This window comes from Acidovorax sp. (assembly GCF_021287135.1).
Lineage (GTDB): Bacteria > Pseudomonadota > Gammaproteobacteria > Burkholderiales > Burkholderiaceae_C > Acidovorax.
Map to the genome: position 1 here is coordinate 17,676 of NZ_JAJTBB010000080.1, position 15,919 is coordinate 33,594.

Below are 15,919 nucleotides of genomic sequence, written 5' to 3' on the forward strand. Positions count from 1 at the left end.
TCTCCTCCTAGGGAAGCGGGTTTTTCTTTGTCTCACTACATGCCAGAATGCGCCACAAGATACCGCCACTTTGGCGGTATTTCTGGCGGTATCTCTGTGTACCGCCAAGCCAGATACCGCCAAACTGGAGACGCCGCCATGCCCCGAGTCACTGCGCCACTGACAGATACCTTCGTCCGCCAGGTCAAGCATTCTGGCGGGAGCAGTGATGACAAGCATCGCGACGGCGGCGGCTTGTACTTGCAGGTCGCGCCGGCCGGGGGAAAGTACTGGCGCCTGGACTACCGTTACGCAGGCAAGCGCAAAACCCTTGCTGTCGGGGTCTATCCCGCCGTGACGCTGGCCCAAGCCCGCAAGAAGCGCGAGCAGGCGCGCGAGCTGCTGGCGCAGGACATTGACCCCGGAGTGACCAAGCAGGCTGAGAAGGTGGCCAAGCGGTCGTCAGCGGCCAATACCTTTGAAGCCATCGCAAGGGAGTTCTACGAAACCAAGCGCAGCGGCTGGAGCGGGAGCTATGCCGAGAAGTGGATAGGCCGCATGGAAAAGGATCTGTTCCCTCCGCTGGGGCGGATGGCACTGGCGGACATTACCGCGCCGCTGCTGCTGGCCCAGCTGCGTCGGGTGGAGAAGCGCGGTGCCAAGGAAACCGCGCACACTCTGCGCCAGACCACCGGGCAGGTCTTCCGCTACGGCATTCAGACGGGGCGATGCGAGCGCAACCCGGTGGCCGACCTGCAGGGAGCGCTTGAGCCGCTCACCGTCAAGCACATGGCCGCAGTCTTGGAGCCTGCCAAGGCTGGCGAGTTGCTGCGGGCCATTGAGGGGTACACGGGCCAGCCCATCACCCGCGCCGCGTTGCAGCTTTCCGCCCTGCTCTTTCAGCGGCCGGGCAACATCCGGGCGATGGAGTGGACTTGGGTGGACTTCGACCGCGCCCTATTGACCATCCCAGCCCAAGCGATGAAGCGCACGATTCACGGCAAGGTCAACGGCCGCCCGCACTTCGTGCCACTGGCCCCCCAGGCCGTAGCCGTGCTGCAGGAGCTGCAGACCCTGACCGGGCACGGGCGATACGTGTTCCCAGGCTTGCGCACGAGGGAGCGTCCCATGAGCGACAACACGGTGAACGCTGCCCTTCGGCGGATGGGGTTCACCTCGGAGGAAATGAGCGCCCATGGTTTCCGAGCCATGGCGCGCACTCTGATGGTGGAGCGGATGCCAGGCGTTTCTGCCGACGTGATCGAGGCACAGCTGGCCCACGGCAAAAGTGGCCCGCTGGGTGCAGCCTACGACCGTGCAGAGTTCATGGAGCAGCGCCGCAGGATGATGAACGAGTGGGCGGGCTACCTGGACAAACTGCGGGCCGGCGGCGAGGTGATTTCGCTGCGGGCGTGATCGTCGGCTGAGTTTTCAGCCGCGGGCGTGGCCGGATCAGATTGCAGCCGGTTGGCCGAAACGGCCTGAAAACACAGGACGAACCCAACGGGAATCAATGGGGGTTCTGCAAGCGACTATCAGTACGTCCGCATCGACGACGTACAGAAAATGCACGAGCAGATAAATCAAAAAATGATAGCAAAAAGTGCTTTGCGGTAAAGGGCTGTAGGCCTTTCATCATCCAGGAAGTTGACAGGCTGCGCCTTCCGAAAAACCGCCTGGCTCAGTATTCGCTGCCGCGGCAAATACACCATTGAGCCCGTCAACGCTTGGCCGCAATGACTTCAAGGGGCGCATAATCGCGCTACCAGCAGAGCCCAGCGCTCTTGTTCTCCAGGTTCAGAAATGAATCATTGCGGCCAAGCAGGGGGACAAGAGCACTGGGCTTTTTTGTCTCCGTCGTCAGGGCGCGTATTGACGTAGCTGATGGGCCGCAAGTGGGGCCGCACCCAAGGAACCGCGACACGGTAAGGGGCCTCAAGGCCGCCCGGTGCAAATCCGAAAGAACCCGTGGGGCTGGCCGAACGTCGAAGCCTGGGGCTTGGAAGGGTCACAACGATCCAAGCATGCGACGTGCCCAATGCGGGCGGTGAAACCCTCCTGTCACCCCTCATGGGGTAGGGGGGCCTTCGGGTGAAATCCCCCGATTTCTATCCGAACAATCCCAGTGCCCAGGTGGTGCTCACAGCCTGATCACGCTCTCGATCCTCGCGGGCGCCCCGCTGAAGATGGGCCGCTGCGAGATTGCGCCCCTGGTAGGCAGCCTTTTCCGGGAAGCGCGCCCGGATTTTGGAGGCGCTCAGCTGATCCAAGGACGAAAAGCCGTTGGCAGCACAGGCTACTCCCGCTACACTGCAGGCAAGCCGAGAGGCCCGGTGCTAGTCACACCATTGGTTCAGAGGTTGCTGCCCCCACCTTAGCGGGGCTTTGTCACGCCCAAGATTTACCGCAGCCGGGTTTCCGGCATCGGCATGGTTTCGGGGGTGGGAGTGCCTACCCGTAAGGATGGCAGCATGGCTGAACCCATGTGACTATCCCCACCCCCACCAGACAGGTCTAGTCAACCGGCTGGTGTTCCTAAAGTCTCGTTCAGGAGCCAAGACCATGACGGCAACCACGGTGCGCAAACCCGCGCCCATCAAGTCCACTCCGGACACCTTCCCCACCACGAACCTGACCGCAGTTCTCGCGGCTTTCAATGCGGCAAACCTTGCCAGCAGCTACATCGAGCGCGGCAATTTCGCCGCCGCCCGGCGCAAGCTGGTGCAGGCGCTGGCATCCATCGGCCAACTGCAATCGGAGGGCTGACCATGAGCAGCCCCAACCACACCGCCCACCCCCAGGGCGAAGCTGCCGCATTGCACGAAGCACTGCGCCTGACGCTGGCCGCACTGGAGAAAGCCCTTGATGACGGCTGCGCCATCGAGGCGCACGACCGGATGGTTATTGACGGCGACACCTGGACCATCGGCGGCGTCTGCGCCCTGGCCCATGACGCCCTGACCGGCAAGGGGGATTGAGCCATGGCCTACTTCGTCCCAGCAGATACCCCAATCCACCCGGCCGAGGTCATGGCCCCCGCAGCGCCCGCCGCTGGACCATGGACACCGGCTCGCCACATCACCGAAGGAGTGACCAAACCCACTCGCTTGCTGGGGCTGGGCACAGGCGAGTACGGAAAGACCGCGCTACTGGAGTTCCCCGGGGGCTGGCAGCGCACGATTGACCTGCCCACCGAGGCAGATGCCTGGCACCCGCTGCTCTCGGATCTGCCCGAGGAAGACGTGCAACGCCTGCGCGAGCATGTGGCCCATCCCATCGTCCGCCACCCGGACGGCACGCGCACACGCCGGGGGGCGCTCTCCTTTATCACCCAGGAAATCGGCCGAGGGGGTTGGTGGAAGGGCGAACGCTGCTTTGATGTTCCTGCCGAGGATTGCTCTGCAGGTAGCGTCACGGGCTACCGCTGTGCCGCCGAGCTGCTGGAGGCTCTGGCGCGTGACTACGGGCCGTACATCCCCGTGCAACACGTCATCAAGGCGGCATTGCAGGCCTGTGATGAGCCCCGCGGTAGTAAATCCCGCCTCAGCGCCGGCTTTGCCTTCATGGAGGTTGTCGGGCATGCCCTCACCTTCATGGCGAAGCATTCTCTGCACAGGGAGTTCATGGCCAAGAAGATTGCTGAGGCCGAGCGCGTGCAGGCATATATGGCGGAGTTGGACGCCAAAGAGAAAACCGCATTCGTGGAGCGCATGAAGGCAGCCAAAGCAGCCAAGCGCAGCAAGGCCCAGCACTCGGACGCCTGAGCCATGGCGAACGGACGAAACAAGCTGCGCCGGGGCGCGGACTTGAGGCCGCCACCAAGATCCTGGACGTGTCTGGCTACGGTTTGGGCAGGCTTTGCAAGTGGTTGATTTGGAAGGATATTTATCTAATTCCGTCGCACATCATCACAAGCCGCCCAGTATAGGGCGGAGGGTTTGGAGCTTTCGCGTAGAAATTTCTGCGTTGCGCGCAATCGCAAGAAACCGCGCAACATCCCTCCGAAGGCCAAGGCGGGCTTGTTGCGCACTCGTTTGGAGATGCAACATGGCAAAACGCCAACCCAAGACCCAGTCGCCCGTGGTGGAGAACCCCGGTCAGCCCTATCGCCCTCCGTCGTTCGACGATCTGCCCGATTCGGCGCTGGTGCGCCAAGCCCAGCTTGTCCCCAACCGCAAGAAACCTGGCGTACCCGTGCTGCTGTCGATTTCGGCCGCATCGCTGTGGCGCAAGGTGGCGGGGGGGACTTTCCCCAAGCCGATCCGGCTGGGCGCGCGCACCACTGCCTGGCGCGTTGGCGATGTGCGTGCCTGGCTGGCCGCCCAGCAAGAAGGGCGGCAGTGATGGCCTGCAAGCCTCCCGCCCGCTCTACTGCGGCCGAAGCCCAGCGCGCCCGCGTCCTCGTGGCCCTGCGGGCCGCTCCAAAGACCAGCTACGACCTGCGCCGCCTGGGCATTTACCAGGCTCCGGCCCGCATTCTTGAACTGCGCCGCCGTGGCTTTCGCATCTCCACTGATCTCGTGTCGCTGGTGGATGCGGATGGCTACACCCATCAGGGCGTGGCCCTGTACACGCTCCTCGCCGAACCCCACAAGAAGGAGGCAACCCATGCCCCAAAAAAATAACGCCCACCCCGCCGAAGCAAAGGTGAGCGCCATTCAGAACGGTGTCGATTCTCCCACCATCACGGCAGAAAGCAAGGCTTTTGCCACGCTGCAGGCGCGGTTTGCTCTGTGCGGCCATGCACTGCATCGCGTGAATAACCCGAACGGTACGCAAACCTTCTGGGCGGAGCGCTGGGGCCTGGTCCGCTACCTGCCGAGCCTGCAGGATGCCACGCTGTTCCTGGCGCGGATTGGGGGGCGGGTATGAGCTTTGATCGTGACGCACTGCCCAGCCCGGAGGGCTACTACGAAACTCAGGGCCTCCAATTCCTGCAGCGCCGTGGCAAATGGCGCACCACTGCCTGCGTATTTCATGGCGGAAGCGATTCCATGCGGGTCAATTTGCAGACCGGTGCTTTCGTGTGCATGGCGGGCTGTGGTGCCAGTGGTGGCGACGTGCTGGCCTACCACATGGCTCTGCACGGCCTGGACTTCGCTGCAGCCGCGAAAGAGCTTGGTGCATGGGTAGAAGACGGCAAGCCCGCACCCGCGCGGCCCACGCCATTCCCTGCCCGCGACGCGCTGGCGGTGCTGGCCACTGAGTCCAACCTGGTCGCCGTGGCAGCGGCCAATGAGGCCCACGGCGTGGCGCTGTCGCGGGATGAGTTGTCCCGTCTGCTGCAAGCCGCTGGCCGCATCCAGAAGATCGCGGAGATGTTCGCATGAACGACCGATTGCACGCCCCCAACGCGGCATTGGACGACATGATGACCAAGGAGCAGGTGGTAGCCTATCGCCCGCCGCCGCGCGCCACCCCCCAGGAGACGGTTTTCCCGCCGCTGGAGGATGCCGCCGACGTTCTTTCTCCTCCCAGGCAGCAGTGGCGCGCCGTGGTGCTGGCCTGTGGCGCAGACCTGAACCCCACGCCCATCCGCTGGCTGTGGCCCGGCTGGCTGGCGCTGGGCAAGCTGCACATACTGGCTGGTGCACCTGGTCAGGGCAAGACCACCATTGCGCTGGCGATGGCCACGACAGTGACCTTGGGCGGGAGCTGGCCAGACGGTGAACGCAGCACCCTGGGCAATGTCCTGATCTGGAGTGGCGAGGATGATCCGGCTGACACCCTGTTGCCGCGTCTGCTCGCGATGGGGGCGGACCGCCAGCGCTGCCACTTCATCAAGGGCACGCGAGGGGAGGATGGCAGCATCAACCCGTTCGACCCGGCCACTGATCTGCCAGGACTCCACGATGCCATTCAAGCCATCGGCGGCATCAGCCTGCTGATCGTGGACCCCGTGGTTTCTGCCGTGACGGGTGACAGCCACAAGAACACCGAAGTCCGCCGCGCCCTGCAACCGCTGGTGGACATGGCAGATGCTTGCAATTGCGCCGTGCTGGGCATTACGCACTTTGCCAAGGGTGGCCAGGGGGGCGACCCGGCGCAGCGCGTGGTGGGCAGCGTGGCCTTCACCGCAGTTGCCCGCGTGGTGATGGTGGCCGCCAAGGTCCAAGGCGAGGAAGGTCAGGACACCCGCGTCCTGGCGCGCGGAAAATCCAACATCGGCCCGGACGACGGCGGATTTGAGTACCACCTGGAACAGCGTGAGCCGATACCCGGCATCCATGCGTCGTGCATTGCATGGGGCAAGGCGGTGGAAGGCAGCGCCCGCGATCTGCTGACCAACCCGGATGATGAGGTTGATACCGAAGCCCAGGACGCAGCCGGGTTCCTGCGGGGCTTGCTGACGGATGGCCCGATGCCTGCCAAGGCGGTTTTCTCCGATGCGACCGGGGCAGGGTACTCACGCGACCAGGTTCAACGCGCTGCCCGGAAGCTGGGTGTCGAGCGCCGCAAGACCGGAATGAATGGCGGCTGGGTGTGGGCGCTGTGCTCCGAAGATGGCACGAAGGTGGCGAAGGTGGCGAAGGTGGCGAAGATGGCACGTTGGAAAGAATCGCTACCTTCGGCGCCACCTTCGGCAGCACCCTTCCCCGAAGATGGCGCTAAGGTTGCAGAAGGTTGCACGTTTCAAAAAGCCGCCACCTTCGCCACCTTCGGCGAAAAACCGCCACCTTCGGCGCAGGACGAAGGCGACGACACGCCTACTGCACCAGCTCTCAGGGAGGTGCTATGACCGTCGCCGCCATCCTTGCCGAACTGATCGAGTGCGGCATAACACCTGGACTCACCCCTGACGGCCGCGGTATCGAAGTGCCGGCCGGCCGTCTCACCGACGCCCAACGCACCGCCATCAAAGCGCACAAGCCCGAGTTGATCGCCAGCATTCAGGCTTCGGTCCGAATGGCCTCTGAGTTGCTGGCCGCCGCCATGCGGGCGTGTGACGCACATGGCGACAGCCCCCAAGCGCGGGAGCAGATGCGTCTCGACTGCCTGGAGACGCCGCCCCATCTGCGCGCCGATCTGCTGCAGCACCTGCGCGCCACCTACCCTGCATCGAGCCGCGTCAAGCGACACCCCAACACCTGAAGGAGCAACACCATGACCACCGCCGACACCCAACGCCTCGACCGTTTGAAAACCGCCCTCAGTGCAATTGAGCCGTACCTCAAGGACGGCACCTTTGCAGAAGCCCCGGCCGCACTGGCAGACGAATACGCCGATGCCATCCTGGACGCGCCCGCCACCTATTGGGTTGAGGTTGAGCGCCTGGAACCCGGCACGGGGTTTGCTCTCCTTGGCTGGGCACAAGACCGCAGCGATCGACGCGACTACCCGGAGTTCTTCGCCATGTTGGCAGAGCTGGGCCGCATCCGTGACGAACAGGGCGAGGAGGCCGCTGCAGCATCGGGGCATGCCGAGCTTTGCGTGAAGATGATGAGCGCCGCTCCGCCGCGCTACTGGGACGAAGCGGAAACCATCCTGGCTGAAGCGCTGCCGACCGCCACCCATGTGACCGAGGACGGCCAGCCCGTGTACAGCGCCCAGCAGCTCGCCGACAAGCTGAGGGTCACCATCGAGGACGTGGAGGCGGGCATTCAGCGTCTGGAGGACATGGGGCTCCTGGACTGCCGCCACACCGGCCCGGTGCATCCGGTGCAGTAGTGCCCCAAACAGCGATTGCCTCCGGATACCGCGCCTGCACGGCCACGAGCAAGGCGCGCAGCCCTTAGCAAAACTTAGTGCACAGCCCGCCCAGAGCGGGCTTTTCCTTGCCCGAATCGCTATCAAAAAGATAGCCTCCAGCGCTTATCTAAAAAGCGCTGCGACCTGATTTCACTCATTTTCTGGAGCACCCATGGACCACTTCCCCCGTAATGGTCGAGGCCCTGCGCAGGCATTGGCCGCACATCGCCCGCGATACTCCGCCCACCGAGCGCAGCGCGTCGCCGCCGACCTGTCAAAACCTGTCACCAGAACCTGAAAAAACCTGAAGTTTGTGGAGCAGTACGCGCACGCGCGCGGGATAGACGACGCACTGTCCAATTTTGGACTGTGCTCTTTCCGCGCCACCAAAGCGCGACCCGCCCAGTATGGGGTTGGGCCATATCGGGCCAATTCGGGACGATAGCGGACATGAAGCCCGAACTTTTACGCCCCGCTTCGGCGGCAGCCAGGTACGACCTGAGCCGCCGCACCATCGCGCGCCGCATGCGCGATGACCCCGACTTTCCCAAACCCATCCGCGTGAACAAGCGCTTGCTGCTTTTCAAGTGCTCCGAGCTTGACGCCTATTTCGACGGCAAGCGCACGCCCACCCGCAAGGAGGACCACTGTGTCTGATGAAACCCTTTCGACCCTTGAGCGCCGTTGGGCGGCTGACGAAGAACGCCGCCGCGTGGGGGCGTCCATCGGTACACCGCAAGCGCGCCCTGTGCTGAGTGCCGAGGAACTCCGGCAGGCCGCACGCCTGGAGGCCGCCCGCGCCCTGCCCGATTCCCTGTTTATGGAGGATGCGCAGGTGCAGATCCTCCGTGCCGCCTACGACTCCCGCCTTTTGGTCAGTGCCAATCGGGGCAGCATCAAGCGGTGGTTGATGGAAGAGCGCGAGCGCCTGGCCAATGAAATCGCCTCGCTGGAAAAGTCCCTGGCCTGGGCGGCTCTCGCCGATGGTGCGGGCAAGGATGCCTCCTTTGCCCTGGCCCGCGGTGAGCTGGCAGCCTTGGCGTCGGACAAGGCGCTGGTGCAGACCATTGACTCGGCCCTGGCACTGCTCGCCCTCCCGCCCGGAGGAAACGGCCGCATCGCGGATGAAGTGGGCCGCGCCCAACAAGCCCTGAATGAGCGTCTTTTTGAACTGAAGCTGTCGCACATCGATAGCGTGAAGGAATAACCCATGCGTGGATTTCGGACAATGAAAGAGCGCGAGGCTATCGAGTCCGCACGGAGCCCCAGCGTTCGCGGCTTTGCCCCGGGCCGTGGTGCAGCTTTCGCCCAGGCGCAGAACCAAGCGCCCGACAGCATCCCGGCCATGATGAAACCCGGCGAGTTTGTGCTTCCGCCCGACACGGTGCACGCCATGGGCGGCCCGCAGGCGCTGCAGGACGTGGTGAATGCGACGCACGCACCCGTGGCGCGCGGCTTTGCCCCACGGGCTATGCGCGAGGAACCGCGCCAGTTCTTCGCCAATGGCGGACTGGTGGAGGACGAGAACCCCAAGCGCCCAAACAGCTTTGGCGATGCTGCTGCAGCGGCCCAGGACGCTGGTGTAACGCGGGTTGGCGGCCTTGCAAACGGCGACGCCAGTGCAAACCGTATCGAGCAGGTTCCGGCAGCCGTTGGAATGCAGCCGGACCCGGCGGCCCCGCCACCGCCCGCACGCGGGTTGGCCCCGAACGTTCAACCGGCGCAGCCCGCGGAGCAGCCCACCACCTCCAGCGCAGTGCGGGGCTTCGCACCAGCCTCTCTGTCCACTGCTGCGCCCGGCGAGCCAGCCGCTGCTCCCACATCGGGAAACGTGACCCGTGTGGGCAACAGCTACTCCGGCGGAAACGTGGGCGGCGAAATCACCGTGAACGGCAACACGCCGGGCGGGGGCTCCGTGGTGGCCGATGGCCAGAAAACGCGCGGTTTCACCCCCGCATCGGGCGGTGCTGCCGCAGCCCCCAACAACTGGAACGACACCATTGCGAAGGTGGAGGCCATGGGTTTCAAGCAGCGCCCTGCTCAGCCACTGGGGGAGCCCGGGGTTGCAACTGCGGTCGCCGAAGGCGGCGCAGGTGCCGGCCGGGGCTTTGTCAATCCTGCGCCCGCCCAGCCCGGAACGGCGCAGGCCCAGCAGGCAGCGGCCGACGCGGGCAAACAGACAATTCCCGGTGTGTACCAGCATGGCCGTGGGCAGTACAGCGATAACGCCTCTGGCATGGGCCTGCCGGCCGGGTTCACCGGCCAGCCCAGCGCGCAGAACCAGGCCGCGGCCGACAACCTCGTGCGCGGCTTCACGCCGGGCGGTGGCGCGGCGCCGGCCCCCTCGACCGACACGGTGCGCGGCTTCGTGCCCGCGGGCATCAGCGCGCCCACGGTGCGGCACAGCGGCAACGACTGGCAGGCCCGCAACGACCTGCGCAATGCCCAGGTGTCGGCCAGCTCGATCACCCAGTCCGACAAATGGGGCAAGGGGCGCGACCGCACAGCCACGGCGAACTATGCGGCGCTGCTCCGCGCCGACCAGGCCGCACGCGGCGCCCAGCCGGGCCTGGACCAGGAAGCCATGCGCCAAAACGGAGGCCTCCAGCGCGAAGCCATGCAGCAGACTGGAGAAACCTCCCGCACCCGGTTGCAACAGGCGCTTGCTGATATCCGGGAGCGTCGTGCAGCCGGGCAACAGGCCACGCAGAACGACCTGGCCCGCCAGCGCCTTGCCCTCGACACCGCGCGCGCAAGCCGCGATGGCGTGCCCACCGGCTACCGCCCCAGATCGGACGGCGCAGGGCTTGAGGCCATCCCTGGCGGGCCGGCTGACAAACCGCGAGACGCCAAGCTGACCGAGGACCAAGCCAAGGCCGCAGGCTATGCCGTGCGCATGCAAAACGCGCTGTCTCAGCTTGACTCCATCGGCAAGGAAAACCCAGGCGCCACGCGGCCAGGGGCTGGAACTGCATTGCTGAACATGCTTCCCGAAGGGGCTGCAAACATGATGCGCCCCGAAGGTCGGCAGCGTGTCGAGGCCGCGCAGCTTGACGCCTTGGATGCTGCATTGACCCTCAACACGGGCGCGGCCTACACGCGCGAGCAGTTGCAGGGGCTGTCCCGCTCTTACTTCGCGCAACCTGGCGACAGCGACAAGGTTGCAGCAGAAAAGCAGCTGCGATTGGGCAGCCTCATTGAAACCGCCCGGTTGCGTGCTGGCCCCCAGGGCGGACAGATGGCAGACGCAGCAATAGGACGCGCGCAACAGGGCATGGCCACGCCCGGGCAGCAGCGCATTGTGACGCGTACCGGCGCCCTCAATGGGCGCCGTGTGGTGCAGTACAGCGACGGGAGCATCAGCTATGCAGATTGACCCCAACAAGGTGCAGTGGGACAGCCCCTCTCAATCCGCGGAAAGCCCCAGCGGCACCGCCGACATCGACGCTAGCAAGGTGACGTGGGACGGCCCTGCCGCCGCCAGCCCGTCGGTATCCGGAGCGGCATCCAGCGAAACCGCCCCGGGCATCGCGCAGCGCGTGGTGAACGGCGGCAAGGAGCTGGCCCGACAGGCAGGATTGGCCGTGCGCTACGGTATGGAGGGCATGGGCCAGGCGGCGGAAGTCGTGACCGAGCCCGTGCGCCATCTCGTGACCGACCCCGCCATGCGCGCCTTTGGAGCCCCAGAAGGCAAGCCCCTGGGCAAGACCGCGGAGGGTTTCGCCGATGCCGTCGGCCTACCCAAGCCAGCGAACGAGACTGAGCGCGTGGTGGGAGATGCGACGCGCTTCATGGCTGGCGGCGCTGGCATGGCCGGTGCGGCCCGCCAGGTGGCACGGGTGGCAGCGGCGGGACCGCTCCAAGCCGCCGCCGAACTGATGGCGGCCAATCCTGGAACACAGATTGCCAGCGCGGCAGGAGCTGGCGCTGGTTCTGGCATTGCACGCGAAGCGGGCGGCGGCGATGGCTGGCAGATCGCGGCGGGCCTCGCAGGCGGGTTTGCCGGTGCTGGCGCGGCGCAGGCCGCCCGCTCTGCCGCCGGGGCCGTGAGCCGCATGCTGCCCGCCGGTGCGCAGGCGGTTGACCAGCAGATTGAGCAGGCCCTGGGCCGCGCCGGTGTGAACTGGCAGGACGTGCCCGAGCGCATCCGCCAGAGTCTGCGGGCCGAGGCTGGGCGGGCCATGGGGCCGGGCGATTCGCTGGACGCTGGGGCGCTTTCTCGCCTGCTGGACTTCCACCGGGTGGGGGCTGCGCCCACGCGCGGCACGCTGTCGCTTGACCCGGTGCAGATTACCCGCGAGCAGAACCTTGCCCGCATGGGCGCGAACGCCAGCGACGCCGGATTGCACGGGCTGGCAAGGGTGCAGAACGAGAACAACGCCACGCTGATAGAAGGGATGAACCGCCTGGGCGCTGGTGGTGCTGACGATGCTCATGCAGTGGGGGCGCGCGCCATCGGTGCTCTGCAGCGTGGCCTCGATTCCGACCGGGCGGCCGTCGATACCCTGTACAGCCAGGCGCGGGACAGCGCGGGCCGCTCGTTCCCCTTGGATGGCCGCGCTTTCACCGCGCAGGCCAGCAAGCTGCTGGACGATGCGCTGCTGGGTGGTGCGCTGCCGCCGTCGGTCAGCCAGCACCTGAACCGCATTGCTGCCGGCGAAGTGCCGTTCACGGTGGACTATGCGGAACAGCTCAAGACGGCCATGGGCAGGCTGCAACGCGGCACCAACGACGGGCAGGCCCGCATGGCCCTGGGGCTGGTGCGGCAGGCATTGGACGATACCCCGGTTTTGGAGCTGGGGCGGGGGAGCCCCGCCGCTGGTGCGCGGGCCGTGGGAGGCGGGCAGCCTTACGCGGGAGGTGTGGAGTTGGGCGAGCAGGCGCGGCAGGCATTCGACCGCGCTCGCCTGTCCAACCGCGACATGATGCAGCGTGTGGAGCGTATCCCCGGCCTGCGCGCCGTGTACGAGGGCAGCGCCGCGCCGGATGACTTCATTCGGCGGTATGTCCTCGACCGCAGCGCGAAGACAGAAGACACCGGGCGGCTGGCGGAAGAACTGCGCCGCAGCGACCCCGCCGCCCTGGACGCTGTGCGGGGCAGCATCGCGGCGCACCTGAAAGCGGCCGCTATCGGTGCGGCATCCGATGAAACCGGGCGGTTCAGCGCCAGCGGCTACAACCGTGCCTTGCTGGCCCTGGGGCCGCGCAAGCTGGGGCAGTTTTTCAGCCCCGAAGAAATCGCCCAGCTCAAGGCCGTGGGCAAGGTGGCGCAGTACACCACGGTGCAGCCTGTGGGATCGGCCGTGAACAACAGCAACTCCGGCGCGCTGCTGATGGGCCGGGGGCTGGACTTCCTTGACCGCCTGGCATCCAAGGTGCCGCTGCTCGGGATCGGCCCCACGGTGTCCACAGTGACCCGGGGCGTGCAGCAGCGCCAAGCGCAGGACGTGGGCGCGGCCCTGGTGCGCCGCGCTGCGCAGGATGGACGCCGGGCGCCCTCCATGACGTTTGGGGCCTTGATGGCTGTGGAGGGCGGCCAGTGAACACGCCTGCACCTACCAGCACCCAGCGCATCTACGACGCAGTGTGCGAGCTGCATGCCTTGGAGCAGGTGGCCACGCGCGAGACGGTGGCCGATCTGACCGGGCTCAAGCTGGCCATCGTCGACGACCGCCTGCGTGCCCTGATGGATGACGGCCGGGTTAAGCGCGTGCTGCGCGGCGTGTACGTGCCCGTGGAGGTGCATCCGCCAGCGCGCAGCATCAGCAAAACCGTGCTGACGGACGGGACGGTGAAGATTGAGATTGGCGACGAGGTTTTGACCCTGACGCCGCGCGAGGACCGGGCACTGGCGATGCTGCAGGCCGGGGCAGTTATGCAGGTGCTGGGGATTGCCACGGGTAGAGCCGCCACCTGACGAAGCCCAGTCCCTTCCTCCACGAGCATCGTGGGCGCAGTTTTGAGCCCAGGTCTACTGGGTTCCCGCGTCCCGACTCGAAGCACGTCCGCATGTTCCCCCCCAGGCTGTGATCCTGGCCGGAGCACGGCAACATGCTGCCGAAAATGAGGAGACTTTGAGTTTTGGCGGTATTTTTGGCGGTACTTTTCAGAAATAGAAACTCAATCGCAAGCGTTCATGGGGCTTGGAGCAATTGACTCGATACCCTCCGGGGCCAAGCCGCCACCCCTGCACGCCTTCCCCCTTCACGCCGTCACGCCGTCACGCCGTCACGCCTTTGCAGCGTGTCCCACGCCCGGTAAACGCACGGCGGTCGCCCGCGCGCGCGTGCCGGCCGCGGGCCTCAATCGGTTTCTTCAAACACCAGCGATGGCGGGGCCATGATGCGCGCGGTGTCTCCCAGGGCTTCCAGCAGGTGGTTTGCGAAGTAGCTGTTTTGCGTGTCGGGTTCCAGCGCGGCCACGGCCAGGTTGGCCCGGGGCTGGTTCAGCGGCACGTAAAAGCTGCCTGCCGGGACGTCGATGGCGCTGCGCACCGGCGATACCTCCACCCGCACGATGCCGGTTCCTCCCGCGATGGTGCCGATCACATCTTGGCGGCTGCCGGCTTCCCGGGCGGTCTCGCGGTAGATGTCGGCCAGGGCCGAGCCGGGCTCGGCCACGCGCATGACCTGCAGCCCCAGAAGCCGCAGGCGCTCGACCGCGGTGGTCGACTGGGCTGACAGCCAGTAGCCGCAGGGCCGTGCGCGGGTCTTGGTCGGCCGCAGGGCCAGCGAGGAGTTCCATTCCACGCGAAGGGGGCGGTCGGCGCCGGTCTGGGGATCGAGGAAATCCAGTTCCCGCTGGGTGGGCGTGGCCTCGGCTTCGACGACCACCTGGTCCCGGCAAGCCTGCGCGCTGATGTCGCGCGCGACGAAGGAGCGAACCTGCTCCAGGCTGCTGGCGCGCTCGGCCGTGCTGCGCAGGGCGCTGGCGATGGCCGTGACCTGTGCGTGCACGCGGCGCTGGATGTGCATGCGCCCGATGCCGACGCCGCGGGTCTCGATCAGCAGGCTGACGGTGTTCTTCAGCCCGTTCACGTTCCGTCCGGTGTCGGGCTGCGTGCCGCCCATGGAGATGCGCTTGTCTTCCAGGTTGGTCGAGGTGGTGTAGTACCAGTCGCTGGTCAGGCCCTGGGCCTTGAGCGCGGCGACCATGGGCGGGTGGTACCACTCCTGCGAGGCCTTGGTCAGGAACTCGGGGTAGTTGGCGGTGGTGGCGTATTGCAGCAGCGCGTCATAGCGCTGGATGGCGTTGAATTTCTGGAGGTAGCGCCCCACGACGGTGTATTCGTGAGCGTCCACGACCAGAATGGGGCGGTAGTCGTTTACCACCTGGGCCAGCGCGCGGGCTTCGGGCGTGTGCAGCAGCAAATGGTCGCGGTTCATGTCCACGCCGTTGGCCGTGACGCGGGTGCCGGCAGAGGCGCCGTCCGGGTTGGCCCGGGGCACTATCACCACATTGATGCGGTCCAGCAGGGGCTCCAGCAGGCCCTGGACCAGTTCGCGGCTGATCACCAGCAAGGCTTCGCTGCCTGCGGGCTCGTCACCGTGCTGCTGGCCGATGAGCACCACCGTGGGGCGGCCGCTTGTGTCCAGTTGCGCAGGCTCCGTGCCGCCAGCGCGGGTGGCGAGCAGGCCGAGGAGGGGCTCGCCCCGTTGCGACATGCCCAGATTGAGCAGCTTGGTACGGGTGGGGCCCTTGGGGGCAGGGTCGGTCAATGACCGCAGCCATTGCCCGAGTTCGGCATTGGTGGTGAAGGCCCTGCGGTCCGCGCCCAGGCCGGGGGTGCTGTACGCCACCGGCGGATCGGGAAACCGGGCCGCCACGGCGGCGGAGTAGGGAGGCGCCATCGGCGCTTCGTCCTGCACCACCAGCGGTGTGGGGGGCGCCAGCGGACGGGTGACCGCGCCGGTGCGGGGCTGCTGGGGCGTCTGGCCCAGCGGTGCCGGGACCACCGTGCCGGGTTGCGAACGCGGCAGCGGTGCCGGCGCGCCCGCAGTGCGTGCGGCCGACGAGGAAGAGGAGGGCCAGGGGGGCAGCGGGGTACTGGAGCACGCCGCGAGCAGCGCCGCCGCCAGCAGCGTTGCGGCTTTCCAGGGAGCGCGCCCTGCGGCGGAAACCGGCAGGCCTGGGGCGGCTGCGGCTGGCGGCTGGTGCGAAAGGGGTTGCTTGTTCATCGTGGTTGTACCCTTGAAGGCCTTGAAAGGGGCGCGTTGCGACGGCGATGTTACCTGCCCGCTTCTGCGGGACA

Annotated in this window: 17 protein-coding genes; 16 read left to right on the forward strand and 1 reads right to left on the reverse strand. The window is 66.4% G+C overall.

All coding sequences use genetic code 11. The features are described 5' to 3' along the window. Positions 1-138 precede the first annotated feature (138 nt). From LWW96_RS18890 to LWW96_RS18965, 16 genes are all read left to right on the forward strand, one after another. Positions 139-1,395, forward strand: a complete 1,257-nt coding sequence (locus tag LWW96_RS18890) for an integrase arm-type DNA-binding domain-containing protein (RefSeq protein ID WP_291489402.1) — start codon at positions 139-141, stop codon at positions 1,393-1,395. A 1,146-nt stretch (positions 1,396-2,541) separates the two neighbouring features. After that, the gene (locus tag LWW96_RS18895) at positions 2,542-2,745 is read left to right on the forward strand and encodes a hypothetical protein (protein WP_291489403.1); all 204 of its coding nucleotides are present in this window, start codon (positions 2,542-2,544) and stop codon (positions 2,743-2,745) included. A 2-nt stretch (positions 2,746-2,747) separates the two neighbouring features. Then, positions 2,748-2,957, forward strand: coding sequence for a hypothetical protein (locus LWW96_RS18900; RefSeq protein WP_291489404.1), 210 nt, complete (start codon positions 2,748-2,750; stop codon positions 2,955-2,957). Between the two features lie 3 nt (positions 2,958-2,960). Beyond that, positions 2,961-3,743 (forward strand): hypothetical protein, encoded by a 783-nt coding sequence (locus LWW96_RS18905; RefSeq protein ID WP_291489405.1) that lies wholly within the window; start codon positions 2,961-2,963, stop codon positions 3,741-3,743. A 283-nt stretch (positions 3,744-4,026) separates the two neighbouring features. Then, on the forward strand, positions 4,027-4,323 hold the full coding sequence (locus tag LWW96_RS18910; protein WP_291489406.1) for an AlpA family phage regulatory protein: 297 nt from the start codon (positions 4,027-4,029) through the stop codon (positions 4,321-4,323). Continuing rightward, positions 4,323-4,604, forward strand: a complete 282-nt coding sequence (locus LWW96_RS18915) for a helix-turn-helix domain-containing protein (RefSeq protein WP_291489407.1) — start codon at positions 4,323-4,325, stop codon at positions 4,602-4,604. The genes LWW96_RS18910 and LWW96_RS18915 overlap by 1 nt, the downstream gene beginning before the upstream one ends. Then, the gene (locus LWW96_RS18920) at positions 4,588-4,851 is read left to right on the forward strand and encodes a hypothetical protein (RefSeq protein ID WP_291489408.1); all 264 of its coding nucleotides are present in this window, start codon (positions 4,588-4,590) and stop codon (positions 4,849-4,851) included. Before LWW96_RS18915 ends, LWW96_RS18920 begins: the two co-directional genes overlap by 17 nt. Beyond that, a complete protein-coding gene (locus LWW96_RS18925; RefSeq protein ID WP_291489409.1) occupies positions 4,848-5,309 on the forward strand; it encodes a CHC2 zinc finger domain-containing protein in 462 nt (153 codons plus the stop codon). Before LWW96_RS18920 ends, LWW96_RS18925 begins: the two co-directional genes overlap by 4 nt. After that, complete coding sequence (locus tag LWW96_RS18930; RefSeq protein ID WP_291489410.1) at positions 5,306-6,718, forward strand: AAA family ATPase; 1,413 nt, start codon at positions 5,306-5,308, stop codon at positions 6,716-6,718. The genes LWW96_RS18925 and LWW96_RS18930 overlap by 4 nt, the downstream gene beginning before the upstream one ends. Beyond that, positions 6,715-7,071: a hypothetical protein gene (locus LWW96_RS18935; RefSeq protein ID WP_291489411.1), complete on the forward strand. Its 357-nt coding sequence runs from the start codon at positions 6,715-6,717 to the stop codon at positions 7,069-7,071. Before LWW96_RS18930 ends, LWW96_RS18935 begins: the two co-directional genes overlap by 4 nt. Positions 7,072-7,083: 12 nt before the next feature. Next, positions 7,084-7,647, forward strand: a complete 564-nt coding sequence (locus LWW96_RS18940) for a hypothetical protein (protein WP_291489412.1) — start codon at positions 7,084-7,086, stop codon at positions 7,645-7,647. A gap of 471 nt (positions 7,648-8,118) precedes the next feature. Beyond that, positions 8,119-8,325: a hypothetical protein gene (locus tag LWW96_RS18945; RefSeq protein WP_291489413.1), complete on the forward strand. Its 207-nt coding sequence runs from the start codon at positions 8,119-8,121 to the stop codon at positions 8,323-8,325. Continuing rightward, positions 8,318-8,875: a hypothetical protein gene (locus tag LWW96_RS18950; protein ID WP_291489414.1), complete on the forward strand. Its 558-nt coding sequence runs from the start codon at positions 8,318-8,320 to the stop codon at positions 8,873-8,875. Before LWW96_RS18945 ends, LWW96_RS18950 begins: the two co-directional genes overlap by 8 nt. Positions 8,876-9,013: 138 nt before the next feature. Then, positions 9,014-11,044: a hypothetical protein gene (locus LWW96_RS18955; protein WP_291489415.1), complete on the forward strand. Its 2,031-nt coding sequence runs from the start codon at positions 9,014-9,016 to the stop codon at positions 11,042-11,044. Then, the gene (locus tag LWW96_RS18960) at positions 11,034-13,211 is read left to right on the forward strand and encodes a hypothetical protein (RefSeq protein WP_291489416.1); all 2,178 of its coding nucleotides are present in this window, start codon (positions 11,034-11,036) and stop codon (positions 13,209-13,211) included. The genes LWW96_RS18955 and LWW96_RS18960 overlap by 11 nt, the downstream gene beginning before the upstream one ends. Beyond that, positions 13,208-13,585 carry a hypothetical protein gene (locus tag LWW96_RS18965; RefSeq protein ID WP_291489417.1) on the forward strand — a complete coding sequence of 126 codons (378 nt, stop codon included), beginning with the start codon at positions 13,208-13,210 and terminating at the stop codon, positions 13,583-13,585. Before LWW96_RS18960 ends, LWW96_RS18965 begins: the two co-directional genes overlap by 4 nt. Positions 13,586-13,970: 385 nt before the next feature. Here the strand turns inward: LWW96_RS18965 and LWW96_RS18970 are convergent, their stop codons facing one another. Beyond that, positions 13,971-15,845 carry a M14 family zinc carboxypeptidase gene (locus tag LWW96_RS18970; RefSeq protein WP_291489418.1) on the reverse strand — a complete coding sequence of 625 codons (1,875 nt, stop codon included), beginning with the start codon at positions 15,843-15,845 and terminating at the stop codon, positions 13,971-13,973. Between the last annotated feature and the right edge of the window lie 74 nt (positions 15,846-15,919).

What these genes read in the sequence shown, in the direction of transcription:
- LWW96_RS18890 (WP_291489402.1), top strand. Translation starts at nt 139, where the DNA reads ATGCCCCGAGTCACTGCGCCACTGACAGATACCTTCGTCCGCCAGGTC.
- LWW96_RS18895 (WP_291489403.1), top strand. Translation starts at nt 2,542, where the DNA reads ATGACGGCAACCACGGTGCGCAAACCCGCGCCCATCAAGTCCACTCCG.
- LWW96_RS18900 (WP_291489404.1), top strand. Translation starts at nt 2,748, where the DNA reads ATGAGCAGCCCCAACCACACCGCCCACCCCCAGGGCGAAGCTGCCGCA.
- LWW96_RS18905 (WP_291489405.1), top strand. Translation starts at nt 2,961, where the DNA reads ATGGCCTACTTCGTCCCAGCAGATACCCCAATCCACCCGGCCGAGGTC.
- LWW96_RS18910 (WP_291489406.1), top strand. Translation starts at nt 4,027, where the DNA reads ATGGCAAAACGCCAACCCAAGACCCAGTCGCCCGTGGTGGAGAACCCC.
- LWW96_RS18915 (WP_291489407.1), top strand. Translation starts at nt 4,323, where the DNA reads ATGGCCTGCAAGCCTCCCGCCCGCTCTACTGCGGCCGAAGCCCAGCGC.
- LWW96_RS18920 (WP_291489408.1), top strand. Translation starts at nt 4,588, where the DNA reads ATGCCCCAAAAAAATAACGCCCACCCCGCCGAAGCAAAGGTGAGCGCC.
- LWW96_RS18925 (WP_291489409.1), top strand. Translation starts at nt 4,848, where the DNA reads ATGAGCTTTGATCGTGACGCACTGCCCAGCCCGGAGGGCTACTACGAA.
- LWW96_RS18930 (WP_291489410.1), top strand. Translation starts at nt 5,306, where the DNA reads ATGAACGACCGATTGCACGCCCCCAACGCGGCATTGGACGACATGATG.
- LWW96_RS18935 (WP_291489411.1), top strand. Translation starts at nt 6,715, where the DNA reads ATGACCGTCGCCGCCATCCTTGCCGAACTGATCGAGTGCGGCATAACA.
- LWW96_RS18940 (WP_291489412.1), top strand. Translation starts at nt 7,084, where the DNA reads ATGACCACCGCCGACACCCAACGCCTCGACCGTTTGAAAACCGCCCTC.
- LWW96_RS18945 (WP_291489413.1), top strand. Translation starts at nt 8,119, where the DNA reads ATGAAGCCCGAACTTTTACGCCCCGCTTCGGCGGCAGCCAGGTACGAC.
- LWW96_RS18955 (WP_291489415.1), top strand. Translation starts at nt 9,014, where the DNA reads ATGATGAAACCCGGCGAGTTTGTGCTTCCGCCCGACACGGTGCACGCC.
- LWW96_RS18960 (WP_291489416.1), top strand. Translation starts at nt 11,034, where the DNA reads ATGCAGATTGACCCCAACAAGGTGCAGTGGGACAGCCCCTCTCAATCC.
- LWW96_RS18970 (WP_291489418.1), bottom strand. Translation starts at nt 15,845, where the DNA reads ATGAACAAGCAACCCCTTTCGCACCAGCCGCCAGCCGCAGCCGCCCCA.